13 protein-coding genes are annotated in these 18,303 nt (G+C 53.1%); 11 read left to right on the plus strand and 2 right to left on the minus strand.

Annotated features, from left to right (window positions below):
* The first annotated feature begins 283 nt into the window (after nt 1-283).
* From HZA49_01020 to HZA49_01070, 11 genes are all read left to right on the plus strand, one after another.
* On the plus strand, nt 284-616 hold the full coding sequence (locus HZA49_01020; GenBank protein ID MBI5778024.1) for a helix-turn-helix transcriptional regulator: 333 nt from the start codon (nt 284-286) through the stop codon (nt 614-616).
* A 199-nt stretch (nt 617-815) separates the two neighbouring features.
* Entirely contained in the window at nt 816-986 is a 171-nt protein-coding gene (locus tag HZA49_01025; GenBank protein ID MBI5778025.1) for a hypothetical protein, read from the plus strand.
* A gap of 169 nt (nt 987-1,155) precedes the next feature.
* Nucleotides 1,156-2,226: a tetratricopeptide repeat protein gene (locus tag HZA49_01030; protein ID MBI5778026.1), complete on the plus strand. Its 1,071-nt coding sequence runs from the start codon at nt 1,156-1,158 to the stop codon at nt 2,224-2,226.
* Nucleotides 2,223-3,338 carry a tetratricopeptide repeat protein gene (locus HZA49_01035; protein MBI5778027.1) on the plus strand — a complete coding sequence of 372 codons (1,116 nt, stop codon included), beginning with the start codon at nt 2,223-2,225 and terminating at the stop codon, nt 3,336-3,338. The genes HZA49_01030 and HZA49_01035 overlap by 4 nt, the downstream gene beginning before the upstream one ends.
* A gap of 211 nt (nt 3,339-3,549) precedes the next feature.
* A complete protein-coding gene (locus HZA49_01040; GenBank protein MBI5778028.1) occupies nt 3,550-4,104 on the plus strand; it encodes an RNA polymerase sigma factor in 555 nt (184 codons plus the stop codon).
* The gene (locus HZA49_01045) at nt 4,101-5,066 is read left to right on the plus strand and encodes a HEAT repeat domain-containing protein (protein MBI5778029.1); all 966 of its coding nucleotides are present in this window, start codon (nt 4,101-4,103) and stop codon (nt 5,064-5,066) included. Before HZA49_01040 ends, HZA49_01045 begins: the two co-directional genes overlap by 4 nt.
* A 25-nt stretch (nt 5,067-5,091) precedes the next feature.
* Nucleotides 5,092-6,249 (plus strand): pyridoxamine 5'-phosphate oxidase family protein, encoded by a 1,158-nt coding sequence (locus HZA49_01050; GenBank protein MBI5778030.1) that lies wholly within the window; start codon nt 5,092-5,094, stop codon nt 6,247-6,249.
* Between the two features lie 72 nt (nt 6,250-6,321).
* Nucleotides 6,322-7,323: a hypothetical protein gene (locus HZA49_01055; GenBank protein ID MBI5778031.1), complete on the plus strand. Its 1,002-nt coding sequence runs from the start codon at nt 6,322-6,324 to the stop codon at nt 7,321-7,323.
* Between the two features lie 1,050 nt (nt 7,324-8,373).
* Entirely contained in the window at nt 8,374-9,528 is a 1,155-nt protein-coding gene (locus tag HZA49_01060) for a hypothetical protein (protein MBI5778032.1), read from the plus strand.
* A gap of 3 nt (nt 9,529-9,531) precedes the next feature.
* On the plus strand, nt 9,532-13,842 hold the full coding sequence (locus tag HZA49_01065) for a hypothetical protein (GenBank protein ID MBI5778033.1): 4,311 nt from the start codon (nt 9,532-9,534) through the stop codon (nt 13,840-13,842).
* A gap of 116 nt (nt 13,843-13,958) precedes the next feature.
* A complete protein-coding gene (locus tag HZA49_01070; protein MBI5778034.1) occupies nt 13,959-14,999 on the plus strand; it encodes a hypothetical protein in 1,041 nt (346 codons plus the stop codon).
* 103 nt (nt 15,000-15,102) lie between these two features.
* Here HZA49_01070 and HZA49_01075 read toward each other — a convergent pair whose 3' ends face one another.
* Entirely contained in the window at nt 15,103-15,798 is a 696-nt protein-coding gene (locus HZA49_01075) for a hypothetical protein (protein MBI5778035.1), read from the minus strand.
* Nucleotides 15,799-16,146: 348 nt separating this feature from the next.
* Nucleotides 16,147-18,099, minus strand: a complete 1,953-nt coding sequence (locus HZA49_01080; GenBank protein ID MBI5778036.1) for a hypothetical protein — start codon at nt 18,097-18,099, stop codon at nt 16,147-16,149.
* Nucleotides 18,100-18,303 lie beyond the last annotated feature (204 nt).

Genomic DNA, 18,303 nt, shown 5'->3' on the forward strand with positions numbered 1-18,303 from the left:
TAGGCCCGGCACCATAGTGGTGCCGGGCTTATTCATCCGACCTGGGAATTTACCCTATATACTGCCAACTACAGACTATATCTATATCCCTTAGCTTGCCTCGTTAGAAACCGTTCTGGCTAAGCAGCAGCGAATCTCGTTTACACCGAGTGTGACGAATGTGCGAGGGGAATCGGGGCGACGTCGGCCTTTCTTTCCCGGCGCCATACCCCAGAAATAAATTTACATAAAAATATCTCAAACTATTGACAAACTCCGCGCCACGTGTTATAGTTCTATCGTTATGAAACAATCTAACTACGTCAGGATATTCAAGGCTCTGTCCAATGAACAGCGGCTCAGGATTTTTATGATGATTTACAAGGACTGTTGCGCGGCCGGGGGCGATGGCATTGCCAAATTTACGGCTGAAGAAAATTCCTGCTGCCCGGTGGCCGTGATTGAAAAGGCCTTTACCAAGGTCTGCGGCTGTATGAACCTGTCCCGGTCCACCGTCTCGCACCATTTCAAGGAACTCCAGAACGCCGGCTTGATTACCTGCGAGCGGGACGGACAGATGTATCGCTGCCGGATTAATCCGGAGGCCGTCAACGCCATTAAGGATTTCCTGAAGTAGTTTTTTTATCTAAATAGTTCGATAGTGTTGGAACTGTAGTAATAGATGAATCGGTCCCGAATGCATGCGGGGCCATAGTGGCGAATAAAACACGGTAACGCTCTAACCCCGATGTCGCTAACGCTCATCGGGATAAGAGCCAGTAAAGGTCGTCCCTGTGGGACTCCTAACTGGCTCTAACAAAAGGGGGTGATAAGACATGTTCGACTGTTGCGGAAAGGATGCCAAGTCCCTGTGCGAGCAACTCAACTGCAAGGTCACGGAAACATCCAAGGGCGTCCAGGTTGAGATAACCGCCAAGGACGCGTCCAAGACAGAATCACTCAAGACCTTAGTTAAGGCCTTGCATGATTTCTGCGGATGTTGCTAAAGGAGCAAGGTAGGGCAGTGTCGGGAAGCGGGCGCCCGCTTCCCGGCATGGCCGGCCTTGACCGCCCTGGCCTGATTAGCCACCCTTATCCTGTATCCCGGAAACCCCTTGGCATAAAACCAACAATTTTTATTGACACTAACCGCGTTTTTACGTATGCATTAATATTATGAAACGCGGATTCATTTATCCGGCCATCGGATTATTGCTGGCCTATTTCCTGATTAACAGCGTTGGTTTCTCCGATGAAGCCATGGCCAAGGCCTTTCTGGCCAAGGGCGACGAGGCCATGAAGCAGAAGAAATACGACCAGGCCCTGGAATTATACCAGAAAGCCGTTGCTGAAGCCCCGAACCTGCCCGAGGCCTATCTCAAAATCGGCGAGACCTATTTCAAGTTAAACGACCTGCCCAAGGGCCGGACCGCGTTAAAAAAATGCATTACTCTTATTGACGAAACCCCCAAGCCGTCTGAAGACCTGGTGAAACTCCGAAAGCGGGCCGATGAAATGCTGGTCAATTCAGACGTGTTCCGCAAGGGCTACCGGGCCCTGCGACTTGAATACGCCAAGGAATTGATGGCCTTTGTAAAAAAAGTCCAACCCAAAGACAACGGCCTGGCCGAATCGGCATTGAAAAGAGTAATTGCGATTGAGAAAAACGACGAGGCCTCCAAAATGCTGGAAGACCTCAGGAAAAACCGCATTATCACCACCTGGACGCCGCTGGTAAACGTCTCCGATATGACCCGGTGGTTCTGGTATGAGCCGGAGGAATGGGTGGCTGAAAACGACGAATTAACCTGCGACACGCAGGGAATCGCTTGCTCCGTCAACGGCGACGGTTGGGGCAAGGATAAATACAAGGTCTCGGTTGAATTCCGCGTCCTCAAGACCTACACCCCGCAATACTCGGCCGGGCTGGCCATTGCCTGGGCCAAGGGCTATAAATCCGTGGTCATCCAGGGGGAGGGCACCCTGGCCTTGATGAGTTACGGGTTGAGCAACGCGGCCGGTGATTCGCGCAAGAACGAAATACTCAAGGCCGAGCCGCTGGCCGGCGTCCTGCAAAAAGACGACTGGAACAAACTCATGGTCGACGTGGCCGGCCAGAATCTCAAGGCCTATCTCAACGATAAACTTATCATCGATTATAAATGCGCTGACTCCCTGGAGGGCGGCATCGGGCTGACCGGCGAAACCGGCCGGTTCTTATTCCGGAACCTGAAATACATCAAATGAATTACCAACGACTTTGTGGCTGGGCAGTGCTGGGCGTCCTGGGCGCAGTCTGCCTCAACGCCCTGCTCCGGGCCGACGAGCAATCCGCCGGGATATACCTGCAAAAAGCCCTGGAAGCGGTTAAGCAGAAAAACTATGTAGCCGCCCTGGAATTATTCGACAAGGCCGTCAAGGAAGCCCCGGACATGCCGGAGATATACTATGAGCGGGGCATGCTCTACTGGAAAAACAAGGAAATGTCCGAAGGCATCAGCGATTTAAATAAAGCGGCCGGGCTGATTAACGCCCTGGACAAGCCGAGCATGAACCGGAAAAACCTGCTCCCGAAAATCGCCGCCGGCCAGTCCGAATACAAAAAGCTGGCCGACGAATTTGACGCGCTCAACCAAAAATACATGGCCCGCGACCTGGCCCTGCTGGAACAGAACCAGGCCAATCCCGACCCTCTTTTGATAGATATCATGAACATTATCCAGCCCTTTATTCCGGAATCGATGAGAGAGCAATACAATACTCTCTGGACCAATATTTTCAGTGAAACCGGCAAGAAAATGACCCCGCTGTTTAACGGCGCTAATCTGGGGGACTGGGAAGCCGAGAACCCGAACTGGACCGTGGAAAACGGGGCCATCATCGGCCAATTCATGGACAGCCTACTGGTTCACAAGCACACCGTCCAGTTAAACAGCGGCGCCTATGCGGTTTCGGCCAAGGTCCAGATACTGGAAGAAAATCCGCCTGATGTCAACGCCGGTATCCTGTTCGGCGGCCGCTTCGACCAGTTCCTGCTTTTCGGCGTCCGGTCCAACCGGGTGGAATTAGTCAAGTTCAGCATACAGCAGGATGTCAAGAATGACCGAAGGGTTTTAATGCCCAATGTCATTGCCAATTGCCCGCCGCCGGCCGGGTTTGACGCCAAACAGGTCAATGAGCTTATGATTATCGTGGACGACGACTTTGTGGACTGTTACCTGAACGGCAAGCGCATCATGGGCAAAAGGTTTGCCGGCGGGGAAACCGGCGACCGGAAGAGTTTCTACGGCGCTCCCGGCCTGAGCGTGCTGCGCTGCAAGGCCCAATTCACCGATTTCAAATACCTGATTTACGAATAGCCGCCTGCTCACGCCCATCCCTTTACCGTTGCCCGGTAAATGAGTATGGCCTGCCCGAATGGATGTCTGGTCAGGCGGGTGTCCCGGAATTTCCGAACTTGAAAGAATTCAATTCTTCAATAATAATTAAATTCCCCGTGACTTTTTCGTTTCGGCTGTTACTATACTTATAGAGAGACACGGTAAGCAGTAATTAAGGAGCCAGTTGTTGATGTCAAATACCGAATGCCTTGTGCAGGGATTGCAACAAGGCAATGAACAATCTTTTACTACCTTGGTGGACCGTTATAAAACCTATGTCTATTCCGTCGCATATAACCGGGTGGGTAATTTCACGGATGCCGAAGAAATTGTCCAGATGGTTTTCGTGGAGGTGTTTAAGAATATCCGGAGTTTAAATGAACCGTTAAAACTGGCTCAATGGCTCCACGGTATTACTGACCGTGTTTCTCTAAACTGGCTCAGGAAATATCGTACGAAAACCATCTCTTTTAAAGAATTGGGAAATGAAATAGCCGAGGCGAAGTCCCATAATCCGATGGAAATTATTAACGGCCAGGAGGAAACTGCCCGGGGGATAAAGAAGGCCATGGGCGTCTATAATTCACTGGAACCGGACCAGCGGGTAGTGCTTAATCTGAAATATATGGAATCTCTTTCCTATGACGAGATAGCGAACCGGTTAGGCATTACCAGCGATGCGGTGCGGGGCAAACTCTATCGCGCCCATCTCTGCCTTAAACAAATTAAGGATAGTTTAAAATGACCTGTAATTTCAGTAACGAACACCGCAGTGACCGCGCCAGCGAACACCGCAGTGACCGCGCCAGCGAACACAGCAGTGACCGTGAGCATCCACTGGAGCGGGACAAATTGTTGGGCTATCTGGATAATGAGATAGATACCAAACAACGCGCGGAAATCGGATTGCATCTAAAGGGCTGTCCGGAATGCCGAGATGAATTAGAGTCATTAAAAGAGGCGCAGACATTATGGCGCAGGACGCTGGGTCCGCACGCATTGGCGCCTGATTTTTATATTCGGGTAAAGAACCGGGTATCCCGAACTGTTTTCCGCAGGTGGGCATTGAGATTTGCTGTCGCCGGCGCTGCGGCGGTCTGGATGTTAGCCGTCACCTTGGTGTTCTTATCACCTTCCAAAGATAACCCGGTTCCCCAGGATTCAACCGCTTCTGTCGGCACCGGCGGCAATGAGATGGCAACCCGCACGGATAAACAGCCAATAGGTTTAGAACAGCCGATAACAGCCACCTCAATAACGGACTCTATCGCGATGCAGACCGAAAAAGACCACTTTAAAATCCTGCACCATAAACAACCGATGTTATCAATCCTTGTCAAGATGCTTAAGAAGCAGGTTAGCAAGGGCGATAATGCCGACGTCAAAGAGTCAACGGCAATAGCCACCGCAGAACTAATCAAACTTCTGTCAGATAAAGATGACGAGATACGCGGGATTGCCGCCGCGACGCTTGGCGAACTTAAAGCCACGGAATCAATTCCGGAGCTGGTGAAGTTATTAAACGACAAATACGCCGGCGCGCGCGGCTGGGCCGCCATAGCGTTAACGGAACTCGGCGCTCAGGACAAGGTATCTCAAAATGCCATAGCGGATATAAAACTCATCCGGGACAATAGCGACGAGGCCTATGGCGCCCGCGCCCAGGCCGCCTTGGAAAAATTAGGAATAGCGGACCACCATAAATAGTTTTATTAACCGAAAGGAGATTTCTATGAGAAACAGGGCAGTAATTATTGGCGGTTCCATATTGGCGACCATACTGATAATTGCCGGCGGATGCTCGCAAACCTCTTTAACCACTGGGCAACCGGAGCCTTTGGCGAGCCTCGTCCTTCAGGGCGGGGAGCCGACCCAAACGGCGGCCGTATTAAACTACGATTTCATAGACCGGGGCGCCACTTCCCAGTCAGAGATGGAAGAGGTCATGGGCTCGGCTTTGGCCGGATACCTGATAGTCAACGATGGCTATCCCCGCTCAACGCTGGTGAACTACCTCTATCGGAATAAATGTTTTTATTTCCCGCTGAATACCGGCGCGCAGCCGGTCATCTTCAAATCACTCCAGAATAATCCCAAGGTCTGTTTCGCGGTTGACAAATACACCCAGTTGCACTGGTGGAGCGCTAATGTCTTCGGCCAGGCCGAGATAATCAAGGACCCGGCGCAAATTTCCAAGTGGCTTAAGGAATACGAAAAAGTCCTGGGCAAGGACGGGTTTAATTACCCGGCTCCAAAGGATTTAGCCGGCACTGTTATCGTCAGGATTACGCCCGAGACCATCTCCGGCCGGAAGATGAACGACCCGGCGAACCCCAATTATGCCGTGCGCCTGCCCTGGATAACCCCGTCGCGCGGGCCGGCTGATGATACCGTCGCGCCAAGGGACCTGCCGGTTGAGGTATCCGGCTCCACATTAGCCAAAGAGGTATCGCTGGACGGAGTTGACCCCAAGGTGGTGGAATCAATCCTCAAGGGCGTCGGCGCCTGCCGGCTGAACATCGTAGATACCGAGTATCCCTACTCCATACCGATGAGCGTGATGTCTTATACCAACGGTAATGTCATCATGCACTCCAATAAAAAAGGCCAGAAGATGGACTGCCTCAGGGTCAACCAAAAAGTAAGTGTGGATTACCAGTGGTTCTGGAACAATTCCAATTGGATAGCCCTGAATTTAGAGGGCCATATAAATATCCTGGAAAAACCCGAGGACATGGCCAAGGCGCTGGGTATGGGCAATCCCCAGATGCTGGACCGGATGGCCCAAAGAATGGCTATCCTGGAATTCGTCCCGGAAAAAATATCGGCCCGGCAGCTGGAAATACCGCGCAGATGGTATTCGCAGATGCCCGGGACTAAAACAAGATAATTGCGTCCCTAAAGGGACAAAGTTAAATCCCGTTCTGCCGTGATGTCGGGACGGGATAAGAGGAGGTAATCTATGAATAGAACGATAACATGGGGTGTGGTAACTATGATAATCTGCCTGATTTACCTGGGCGTAACAGTTGCGGAAGAAAAGCCGGACGGGAAGGAATACAACCTGGTTTATCATGTAGAAAGCGGACAGAAGCGGCAATGCGCCTATGAACTCTCGGTTGCCGGAGAGGTCAAGGTGGTTACCTTTGGCCGGCATCCGGTAATGAGGTTTTCCAGCAAGATAGCCAGGACGATTAATGAACAAATATTAGAAGCCAAGAAAGACCCTGACGGCAATATTAACAATCTAAAAATGAAGCGGGAATATGCCTCATCGGTCTTAACCGCCCTGGAGCCGGTCAAACCCGGTGATAATGCCGCGATGGAACCCGGGCCGGAGAAGAAAAACGAGAATACGCGGCCGGACGCGATTGATAAACAGACCCTGGAAATATCATACCAGGATGGCAATGTAAATATAAAGCCGGCCAGCGCCGCCGGGACAAAAGGCGGCAGTAAGCCAAAAGACGAATTATCGCCGGAGGCCCAGGCGTTAGTAACCCTGCACGATGGCAACTTCGCCCTTTTCGCGCCCAATAAGAAGGTGAAAATAGGAGATGAATGGGAAATCAAATCAGATGTGATATCCCAGGTGCTGGCGCTCAAAGACGGGCGGCCGATTCGTTATGTCCACAAATCGCCTGAGGTGGGAATGCGCTTTGACATACAGGATAACAGCGTGATAAAATGCGCCTTTACCGAGGTGGTGAAAATAGACGGTGTTGACTGCGCCAAGATTAAGTTGGAAGGCCAGATTGCCGCCCGGCAGGATGATATCCTGAATGCGCAGATAGCTGTGAACGGTTTTACCTGGCTGGCGCTCAAGGATGGCGCGGCGAAAAAAGTGGAACTGGACGGCGATATGAAGTTAAGCGGCGAATACCCGGGTCATGAGACGGATAAAGGTATGGCGCTCCGTTGTATTGTTGAAGGTAAAGGCAGGATGTCGCTGAAGACAAAATAGGAATAACAGAATATGACAACCGAAAACAGGATGCACATCGTGGTGGTAATGCTTGAGATGTGGTCTACGGCGGGCTGTAAATCCTAATGTTCTTGGTGTGCTGTGGGGGCGGGGAAATTAGTATTGCCAGCCCAGCACATTCCTTATGTGCTGTGGTGTCCCAAGATTATTATGGGCAAAAGGTTTGCCGGCGGGGAAACCGGCGACCGGAAGAGTTTTTACGGCGCTCCCGGCCTGAGCGTGCTGCGCTGCAAAGCCCAATTCACCGATTTCAAATACCTGATTTACGAATAACCGCCTCCAGGTTATACCGGATTGCGTCCGATTTTAGGCGGTTTTTTGACCGACCGTATTCCTTTGCCAAGAGATACGGTCTGGGTTGATAACATTCGGCGCTCCGTATATGCTTATTGTTTTAGTAAGCTCACAAGAGACGGCGCCTGTTCGTATTTCGGATGCCGTTCGTTCGGTAATCAAATGACATTCCTTTGCCCATCAGATGCCGCGCCTAAGGAATTGAATGGGGATGTAACAGGCGGATGGGGGTGGGGGGACTCCCCCCTGACGATGTAACTTGTTATTTTATAATGGGTTCGGACAACAGAGTTAGCCGATTTTGGTGTTTTGGCCGGTTGATTTGTTTCGGCCATTGCCGATAAACTCAAGGCGCATACGCCGGCGATTACGGCTAATCTTTTCATAAACTTATTACAGTTAGGTTTAGGGATTGCTTCGTCGTCCCGTTGGGACTTCTCGCAATGACCGTCATTGCGAGGTCGCCGTAGGTGACCGTGGCAATCTCTAACTCAGGTATATTATTACCATATATAAACGAATAAAAGGGGTGGCCGGCTCACTTTATTTTTGGATTTTCCATTAAATCCCCTTTTTTCAGCGGGAAAAGAGGGGGGGGGTGGCCAAGTAAAATAAACAGATAAATATTATTTTCTACTTGACAAAACGATGTCAACAGGTTATATTTATTATGGAAGCAAGCATGGGAAGCACCGGGATGGGTATCTGTGGGTGTTATTCATAAGGATTGTGCTTATGAGAATTTCTATTGATAGCGATAGGGGTGTAGCGCTGGTCTGGACCATGCTGGCCATGACCCTGATGCTCAGCACCATCCTGGTGGGCATTTCAATGCTGGAGATGACCTCCGGCGTGCTGGAGAGCCAGATTCAGCATTACGGCCAGACCCCGAGCATCGCCAAGGCCGGGCTGTTTGACGCCCTAGCCTGGTTCCGGCGCCAGACTACCCAGCCGGTGATTGCTTTCACCCCTCAGCGCGATATGGTGTCTATCCCGATCGTTAATGACACCGATGACCCGACTATCGGCATCGTCCGCGAGATTGATATGGACCAGAGCGCCAATATCTTTGGCCGCTACGAGGTTATCAGCAGCACGGTGACCGATATCTCATCCCAGCGCGGGTTTGCCGGGGCCGGCACGATCTGGAATATCGAGAGCATCGGATATATCTACCGCAGGTTAGACCCGACCAAGGCATATAACGTCTGGCCCAACCAGGTTCTGGCGCGTAATATCCTGGCCGTTGATATCCGCCGGGTGAGCATGGTCCTGCCGGCTGAGGCCGCGCTGTGCACCTATAACGCCGGCAGCACGACCATCGGAAATAAAGGTAAGGTTATCGGCAATACTAAAACGGGAATTGCCTACCGGACCGGTTCGGGCACACTGACGCTTGACGCCGGCTCCACGGTTACCGGGACCCCGGCGACTAACCCTATCCCTCTCCCTTATAATGACAGTTGTTCGAGCGTCTTCGGGATGAGCGAGGATGAATTGAAGTCCATCGCGGATTATTATGTCACCAATGAAAATGATATTCCGGTTCCGATACCCAATTACAAGATTGTCTTCTTTGACAGCGGTCCGGGCGGCGCGACCTTTAATTCCAGCCGGCCGCTGAAAGGCACCGGGATTTTCTATTGCACCGGCAATGTGATTATTGCCGCCAACAGCGGTTCTTCTTATAACGGCATCATTTATTGCGCCGGCAATTACCAGCAGCTGGCGCCGTCACAAATCAACGGCTCGGTGATTGTCAAAGGCAATGCCAATGTTATTGGCAGCGGCGATATTTCGGCAATTAATTACGACGCCACGGTCCTGTCGCAGATTCGGACCTATACCGGGCAATACCGTTTTGCCAAGGGATTTTTCCTGAAGGAATAAATTATGAAATCATTTAAGAATCAATCCGGTATGACGCTGCTGGAGGTTATCATCGCGATGTGCATCATCACGGTGGTGATAGTGACCAGCGTGCATTTCATTGTCGGGACGCAGACCGCGGTGATGATGAACCAGGACCGGGCCTTTGCCATGCAAAAGGCGCTGGCTCTGGTGAACGAGTTGCGCGCCTATGCCCAGTCCAAAGAGGATGCCGGCGGGGCCTCGACCCTGGATGTCTTTGACGACGGCGTCGGCACCTCGGGGCTCCTGACCATCGACTCGACCGTGGTTGACCCGGCCAATATCGTCAGCGGCAATTCCTGGCTGGGTACCCGGTGGCGCTATGCCCGGCGCATCACGATCCGCAAGTTCCCGTCTTTTGAGGCAACTAACGTCAGAATCGTCGAGGTGAAGATATTCCTGACCCAGCCCGGCGATGATGCGGCCTCGGTCCTGGCCGATATCTCCTCGGTGGTGACCACCGGCGGCGATATGGCGCCGCCCAAGCAGGTCTATGATATCTATCTGCTGTGCGTAGAGAATATCCCGGGCTGGTGGGTCTATATGGCCTATCTCAAGCCGTTTATCGAGACGGCCCTGAGCGATATGGAGTCGCGCAATCCGGGCCTGGAATTCCGCCAGCACTGGATTACCAAGGCCGCCTACGGACGGGACCAGGAATACAAGCCATACTTCAATGACGCGGTTGATTCCACGGCGGATATCAATTATGTTTATTTCTATCCGGGCAGCATGCCGACCGGCTCCGGGGTCAGCCAGTATTACGTCCCGGGCAACGTAAACGCCCGGATTAATATTGATAACGTCACCGCCAATGATTATAATGCCGCCGGCTCGGACGATGATATCACCGACAATTCCTGGCCCTACACGCTGGCCGACCAGTATAACCACGCCATGCGTTATCCGGATGAATGGACCCTTTATCAGAGACGGCTGTCGGACAATACCGAACAGGATGGGGTGCTGACCTACCGGCTCCTGCTGGACGATATGATTCTTAATCCGGATAACTATCGTAATGCCATTTTCATCAACCTGCACGGCGAACTGATTCCGATGCCGTCCATCAGGAATTATTCGGACGCGGCCAAGGACCCGGTCACCTATCCGCAGTGGCGCGCGGTGGCCCATCCGGAAAAACTGCGCTATGGTTTGGCCGAGGATGTCACGCTCCGCGTCTACGGCTACCTGGCTGACCCGACCATTTCCGGCAGTGACCTGATGATTTCACCGGCCGGCACGTCCGTGCCCATCCGGATCGACATACCGGATATGCATCTAACCCCGTCTGATATCGCGGTTACGGCTATCCAGGGCGGGATAGACCAGAACCCGCAGGATGCCATCTCGGATACGTATATTGCCGTCAATCCGGCCCTGACCACCGCCGGCACCGGCAGCACCGTTAACCGGATGTATTATACGATGGACTATATTACCGGCACCAACACGTCCGTGATAAAGATGTATAACACGCCGCTGCGCGCCCCGAAGAGCGGCGGCGGTTTTTGCGGCCTGGATACGAGCCGGCGTTTGTACGGGATGGACTATATTCCCTGCCCGGTTTCCGGCACTGATTTCAGCAGCCGGTCATTAACTTACGCGGCCACCGCTAATTCCTGGAATGTGAGAGCCGTGGCGTTAGGCACGGTTGGGGCGGGCGGCGCCCTGGCTTCCAATGGCGCCGATTATATCTATGCCTTCCGGGGCGGAGCCACCCAGACCTTCTGGCGGCATTCTATTTCCGGCAATTCCTGGCTGGCCCGGGCCAATTACGGGTTCAACGTGGGCACCGGCGGCGCCCTGGTCTATGTCAATACCAACGGCCGTATTTACGGATTTGCCGGGAATACCACCAGCACATTCCAGTATTATACGGAAGACGCCTGGACCGTCAGGACGAATGCCCCGGGCACAGTCGGGGCCGGCGGCGCCCTGGCTTATCCCGGCGCGAACGATTTTATCTACGCGCTCCGGGGCAACGCAACCAGCACTTTCTGGAGTTATTCCATCTCGACCGATACCTGGATTACCATGACGGCGGCTCCGGGCTCGGTCGGCACCGGCGGCATAGGCGGTGGCGCCCTGGCGGCTACCGGCGATGATTATATTTACGCCTTCCAGGGCGGCGGCAACACCGCTTTCTGGCGCTATTCCATCTCGGGAAATAATTGGGTCGTCATGGCGCCTACCACCCCGTATAATGTCGGGGCCGGCGGCGCCCTGGTCTATCCCGGCTCCGGTGATTATATTTATGCCTTCCAGGGAAATAGCAGTCTGCCGTTCCTGCGCTATTCGATTTCCGGCAATTCCTGGATTACCATGACCGCGGCGCCCGGCACTATTGCCACCGGCGGCGCACTGGTTTATTCCAGCTCCAACGATACTATCTACGGCCTGAGGGGAAATACCCTGACCACCTTCTGGCGTTGCGACCCCACGCCGTTGCCCATGAATACAGCCCGCTGGCTGATAACCATCCCGGCAGCGGTTATCGACCGCGAGATTGGCAATTTCAGCACGGTCCTGGCGTTCCAGACGCGAATAACGAACACCGACGAGGCGCCGACCAGCGGCGTAATGTGGCCGCCGGCTTCGAGAACCGTTCCGGCCAACCTGTCAACTACCTATATCTGGCGCAATAATCTGGCTGATGAGGTGCCGTTCAGCGAGCGCTACCAGTTCCAGGGCGACCCGCGCCATTGCCCTTATGCCGATGTCAAGGCCAATCACGGTTATAACTGGTATTTTGATAATTTGCGGGATGTGACAAATGTAATCACCGAGTGGCCGGGCTTTGACGCCACCCGGCTTAATAACGGGACCAGCGCCACAGCCGATGGCTGGCATGGTTCAGGCGGTACGACCGGCGATATGCTGGAGATTGATGTTCCGCGATTCTTCCAGTTCATCCGGACCGCCCTGACCGGTTCTAACGGGGTCTGGACCACCATCACCGGGTTCTCTTACTATTATATGGGTCTGGGCAATGAAATCGGCTATGATTCGGCCAACGGTTTTCCAACCAGTATTCCGACATCAAGTAAACCTTTTAATGGCGCCTCCGGTACGCGCAACGAAGATTCTATTACCACGGCTCTGAGTGGGGGCGTCAAATACATCAGGGAGAATGTCTCGCCTTACTGGTGGGGCATGCCCTGGCTGGGCGAGTTATATCCGGATAAGGCATATACGCCCACCTGGACTGCCAATGGCAATCTGCCCAGCGGCAGTACGGCCAATACCTATGTTCGTATCCGGCGCCAGAGTATTACCACTACCGGCGCGGCGCCCATAGCCAAGAGCGGGACCTTGCCGGTCGGCACGAACTTTTATACCACCGGCACGGCAAACCTGGCCTGCGTGCGCCGGACCAATACCTATGGTTGCACCTCGTTATTTAATATCGGTACAACCACCTCAACCTTCAGGCATAGATTTCCGACCGGCACGACCGGTAGTATCACGGTTTCCGGAACGAATATGGCTAATGCCTATTCTTTTCCCCTCCAGACCTCGATGGATATTAATCGCCCCTTTTCAACTACATACAATTGGACTGTTGTGCCTACGGAATTTAGTGTTGCTGATTATTCTTCCATTCGTTGTAGCGCCGAGATACTCAGGGGTTTAAGATTCTATGGCCATGTGGACGGCGCCGGGTGGGAAGGCAGTTCTCTGGTGCGGCTCCAGAATAATTCCCTTCCGGTCAGCCCGAGCGCTTTTCTCGCGGTCAACGGCCTGGCCCAGACCGTTCAGATGGGGACATCAGGCATTGCCCGCTATGCGGTTATGAGTTTGCTGCACAGTTTATTAAGCGCCGGGGTGACCGGCACGCCCAGCCGGGTGGTCCAGTTGCCCAGAATAGAAGTCAAACAGCCCAATGTCACCACCGAACTGGAAAACCCGTCAACGATTACCATTACCTGGGAGACCCAATGGAAACGTTGGGACGAGCAGAAATACACCTCGGAGTATTCGGATACATTTACCGAGGTTATTACGGATGTGAGGTATGCCTTGATTTATTCCCGCGACAACGGCCGGACCTGGCGGCATATAATAGATGACGACATTGTCAAGCCCGAACCGTCTGCCACGGCCGGCTATCCGACCCAGGCGTTCTGGTTGAACGATACTGCGCCGGAGGGCGATGAGAATTATACCTGGGATGTGGCTGATACCGCCTATTTCCCTGAAGGCAATTATATTATCAGGGTGGAGGCATACCGCAATAACCAGCTGACCCATTATGCCTACCACGAACAAAGAATATATATAAACAGATAGTATTAGAACCAGTTGACTAATTCTGGAGTGGGACTGATTAGTCGAATCGTGACCGTGAGCATTTGAGCCGGCGGCTCAAAGCGGAACGAACAAAGAATATATATAAACAGATAATAATGAAAACTAACCGTAAATCAATCTTGGGCACCACCTTTATTGAAATGATGATTGCCATAGTATGTCTATCGGCTGTTGCCATTGCCACCTTTGAAATTATGACCCAGTCGCAGGAGACCAATGACACGGTTAACGCCTGGAATATGCTCACCCAGTGGGGCCAGACCGCAATAAACAAGGTTAACCTCGATGTTACCCAGGCCTGCGTGCTCTACCAGAACGACACCTTGGGTAACGGCTATAAGGCCGACTTGCAAAGCGAGGCCGGTTTCCCGGCCCTGGCCACCAGCACACTGCCCACGATTGACGAGACCGGCACTTTTAGCCAGGATAGCGTCAGTGATGGTACCAGCACCCGCACCGGCAATGCCATACTTTATGCCACTAATACACTGCCTTATATATCTAAAGACCCGGCCGATGGCGGCTTAGTGACCCCGACGCGCCGGGTTGATATGTATCGGATGGTATATTATTACCTCTCGCCGGTCACCCAGACTATCGGCGCGAGTGCGACCTCGCTTCGGCTGGTCAAATGGACCAGTCGGGAATTTGCCGACTATAATCAGGTGGCGGCTATTACAGCCACCGAGCGGACTAATTTTGTTATAGAACTGTATTTCGACCGCGGCATCAGGCACCTCTGGGTCCCGCGCGATACGTCGGACACGGCATTCTATGCCATTGACGAATACGGCGGCATCAGCGCCTTGCCTGAGCCGTCTTTTACCATTCCGACCGGGATTGACGCGGATGGGAATGCCATGGTCAAGAGCGTCATTGACAGATTGGGCCGGGGGTTTGCCTCGCTGGCCTGGAATAATTCCACTACTTTCAGGACGCCTGATATCGTGCCCAAATTTGCCATGGGCAGCCAAGCCGGAGCCGGATTTCCGCACGGGATGGAGGTTCAGATAATCGGCCCGACCGGCGCCCGTCAGGTGCTGGTGCGATTAGTCCTGGCATACGTAGTCAGCGGCGCCGGGCAGAATCTCTATTCCACTGAAGCGCATACCATCGTTACCTTGAGGGAATATTAAGGTATCCGCTCCAAGAGATGAATTAGGGGGGGGGCTCCGCTTTGCTACGGGATAACTCGCAGCTAAAGCTCCGGAGTTTATACTGAGTGTAACGAACGTGTCGCTAACTGCGAGCAAACATTTTCTTGCGCAACTCCATGAGCACGCTCCAGGCCAGTATTATCAGGTAATACCCGCAGGCCACTTGGAGGGCGACTGATGTGGTAGTGGCGGCCGCGTAGATGGTCAGCGGAATGGCCATTAGGGCATACACGCCGCCGACGATAAAGGCGGCTGTAATGCGCGGTTTGCTCCAGACCTTGATGGCCGGGGTTTTTTCGCCGTGCGCTACGGTCTGGCCGCCGAATACCGGCGCGTAATAAACGGTCAGCAACACCACGTGCAATACCCAGGTCAGGTAAAATGAGTTGATGGTCTGAAGCAGGACCGGGTCGGTGATGAGTTGGTGGCGGAAGATTACCAGCCAGAGTATGAGTCCGAGCACCACCAGCAGAGGTATATTGCCGTAATTGACCTCGACCCCGGTGGTGACCTTGAACTCGCCCTGGAGGGTTTCCAGCACTTCGCCGTAAAAGACCCAGAGACAGATGCCGGCGCACAGGCCGTAGAGGTTTTTCCAGACCGGCGATTCGGTGGCCCAGCCGGCCAGCAGGAAGGCAAAGAACAGGGCCGTGAATCCGGCGCCGCAGATGATAGTGGCCCAGAGGCCGGCCTTGTAGGACCGGGCCGGGATGATATGTCCCAGCGCAAAGGCCAGCGCCATGATGCCTAACGATAATAAAAGCGGATGGTCTAACATAATCTCACCTTTCTCTTTTTCGGCAGATAATCATATCGGGCAGTCGGTGTCAACCCCGCACAGAAGCCCCTCACCCTTCCCTCTCCCCTAAGGGGAGAGGATAGGTGAGGGGGAAGGGCGGTCCAGCTCCTCGATAAATCCCTTGTGAAACCGTCCAGTCTAAGTTTAACGTTAATATGTTTGATTAACATTATTTATGTGCCGGGTCAAGTAAATAGTGTTACATTCTATATTAAACGTGCTACCGGGGATGAACCAGTCTGAGGTTGGAAGGACGGGATGATTGGAGTATAATAGAAAAAGGGAATCAGGTTCGGTTTAACCTGATTCCCTTTTTGGTTGATGGACTTATTCTATTTTGTATTTGCCGCCGGAATTGAAGTAATTCACGCCGTTATAACCGCCCCAGACAATCATTTCTGTGCCGGTCCAGGTGCCGCTGTGATAAAGCCGAGCGGCTGGGGCATTGTTGGCGGTTATCGGTCCCCAGATAGCATAGACCGGGTCATAGGCTCCGCCTGATTGCAGGACGCCGTCGCCGCCCCAAATGAACATCTTGTTGCCGGTCCAGATGCCGCTGTGATACATCCTGGCCGATGGGGCATTGGTGGTGGAAAGAGTGGCCCAGGTATTTGCCGCCGGGTTATAGATTGCGCCGTCGCCTAATGGCGCGGTTCCGTTATAGCCGCCCCAAATAATGATTTTCTTGTTATAGGTCTCGGAGCCTTCCCCGGTCCAGACCGAAGAGAATCCCCATCTTTGTGACGGCGCATTGGTGGTGGCCATCGGGGTCCAGATGTCATAGGCAATGTCATAGATGCCGCCGGAAGTGCCGCCGCCGTCGCCGCCCCAGACAATCATTTTCATTCTCCAGCTGTCCGTACCCGAGACCGGGCCGGTCCAGAATGCCATGTGTTTGGAACGGATAGATGGAGTATTAGCATGAGTCCCGTTCCTGAGGTTGGTCAGTTCGCTGCTGGTGCGCCATTCGTCCAGCACCGGGTCATAGACGCCGCCGGTATTGAACGCGGAACCGGCCTTGCCGCCCCAGATAATCATGACGTCACCGGTCCAGACCGCGCTGTGGAATGCCCTGGAATTTGGCGCATTGGTGGTGGCCACCGCGGACCATGAGCCGCCGCCCCCGCCTGATGGGTCATAGATGCCGCCGTCGTTATAGTAGGTGGTGCTGGCGCCGGAGGCCTCGATATTGTCTATGAGAATAGTCACCGCGCCGGGGTCTGAGACCGCTTTTAAACCGATGGATTTTACGTCGGTGAGCAGTGCCGGGTTGGTGAAATTGAGCGTAACCAGCGTCCAGGCTCCGGCATTCAGGGTGGTATTTATGGTCAGGTCTTCAACCGTGGTGGAGACGGTGGGCGTAACGGCTATTAAGAAAGATAACACGCCCGGCTGGATATTTTGCGAGGCCCTTATCCAGAAAGATGTTTGAGTGCGGGCCGAGATATTCAGCGGCGAAGGCAGGTCGCGATAAGCCAGTACCCCAGTGGTGAAGGCTGTGTCAACGGCGATGCTGATAGAACTGGTTCCTTCTTTGGTGATGGATGAGTTAAGAGTCGCGGTGATGTCCGGTGTCGTGCCGGTCCAGTTGCTGTCGCAATTGTCTATGGTTTGGGTGACGGATGATATAGTATAACCGCCCCAGATAATCATTTTGGAACCTGTCCAGATAGCGCTGTGGCCGGTCCGGCTGGATGGCGCCCCGGTCAGCGTGATATTAGACCAGGTATTGGCCGTCGGGCTATAGACTGCGCCGGTATTCAGGGTCTTTTGGCCGTCATAGCCGCCCCAGAAAAGTATCCCGTATGGCGGGGCCCAAAGCGCCGTATGATTGGTTCTTGAAGCAGGCGCGGTAGCATCGGCTAGTGTGGTATCCCAAGAAGTCAGGGTTCCGGCCACGTTGGAATAGTCGCTGGTGGTGACATAACTGTATGCCCTGACCCGGTAGTAATAAGTATTGTTGGCGGTTGGGGTTATGGCACCCTGGGTGGTATGCGTAAAAGCCGTGGTATCTGCCGTGAGGGTTGCTACCAAACTATAGGTAAGGGTCGGCGTGGCGCATTCCACATAGAAGCCGATTTCATTGTCCGTATTATCAGTCCAGGACATGGTGATAGAGGTGGCGGAAGTGGCCGTAACCACCAGATTGCCGGGCGCGTATAAATATAATTCGCCGCTGGAGCCGCTGTCCGAGTTGTTGTTGTTCAGGCAGCTGCTGATGCCGAGAAAGATGAAAAATGAGAGCATGAAGATAAGGGAGAAGATAATAATCTTTTTCATAAATACAAATCCTTTTGGCGCCGAAGCGCCATGGCGCTACTTATAGCGCCACTTACTATCTATTATACCCCGCCGATGCGGAATTACCCGAATATTTTGATATTTTATTATTGAAATGTCAAGAATAAAATATAAATTTGGTAGAAATAGGACTGTAAGAAGTTCCTTAATGTGTTATTCCCGTGAAAACGGGAATCCAGACAA

It is taken from the genome of Planctomycetota bacterium, from assembly GCA_016235865.1.
Classification (GTDB): domain Bacteria; phylum Planctomycetota; class MHYJ01; order JACQXL01; family JACQXL01; genus JACRIK01.

Excerpts from the sequence above, each read along its gene's own strand:
- HZA49_01020 (MBI5778024.1), top strand. The coding sequence starts at position 284 with ATGAAACAATCTAACTACGTCAGGATATTCAAGGCTCTGTCCAATGAA.
- HZA49_01025 (MBI5778025.1), top strand. The coding sequence starts at position 816 with ATGTTCGACTGTTGCGGAAAGGATGCCAAGTCCCTGTGCGAGCAACTC.
- HZA49_01030 (MBI5778026.1), top strand. The coding sequence starts at position 1,156 with ATGAAACGCGGATTCATTTATCCGGCCATCGGATTATTGCTGGCCTAT.
- HZA49_01035 (MBI5778027.1), top strand. The coding sequence starts at position 2,223 with ATGAATTACCAACGACTTTGTGGCTGGGCAGTGCTGGGCGTCCTGGGC.
- HZA49_01040 (MBI5778028.1), top strand. The coding sequence starts at position 3,550 with ATGTCAAATACCGAATGCCTTGTGCAGGGATTGCAACAAGGCAATGAA.
- HZA49_01045 (MBI5778029.1), top strand. The coding sequence starts at position 4,101 with ATGACCTGTAATTTCAGTAACGAACACCGCAGTGACCGCGCCAGCGAA.
- HZA49_01050 (MBI5778030.1), top strand. The coding sequence starts at position 5,092 with ATGAGAAACAGGGCAGTAATTATTGGCGGTTCCATATTGGCGACCATA.
- HZA49_01055 (MBI5778031.1), top strand. The coding sequence starts at position 6,322 with ATGAATAGAACGATAACATGGGGTGTGGTAACTATGATAATCTGCCTG.
- HZA49_01060 (MBI5778032.1), top strand. The coding sequence starts at position 8,374 with ATGAGAATTTCTATTGATAGCGATAGGGGTGTAGCGCTGGTCTGGACC.
- HZA49_01065 (MBI5778033.1), top strand. The coding sequence starts at position 9,532 with ATGAAATCATTTAAGAATCAATCCGGTATGACGCTGCTGGAGGTTATC.
- HZA49_01070 (MBI5778034.1), top strand. The coding sequence starts at position 13,959 with ATGAAAACTAACCGTAAATCAATCTTGGGCACCACCTTTATTGAAATG.
- HZA49_01075 (MBI5778035.1), bottom strand. The coding sequence starts at position 15,798 with ATGTTAGACCATCCGCTTTTATTATCGTTAGGCATCATGGCGCTGGCC.
- HZA49_01080 (MBI5778036.1), bottom strand. The coding sequence starts at position 18,099 with ATGAAAAAGATTATTATCTTCTCCCTTATCTTCATGCTCTCATTTTTC.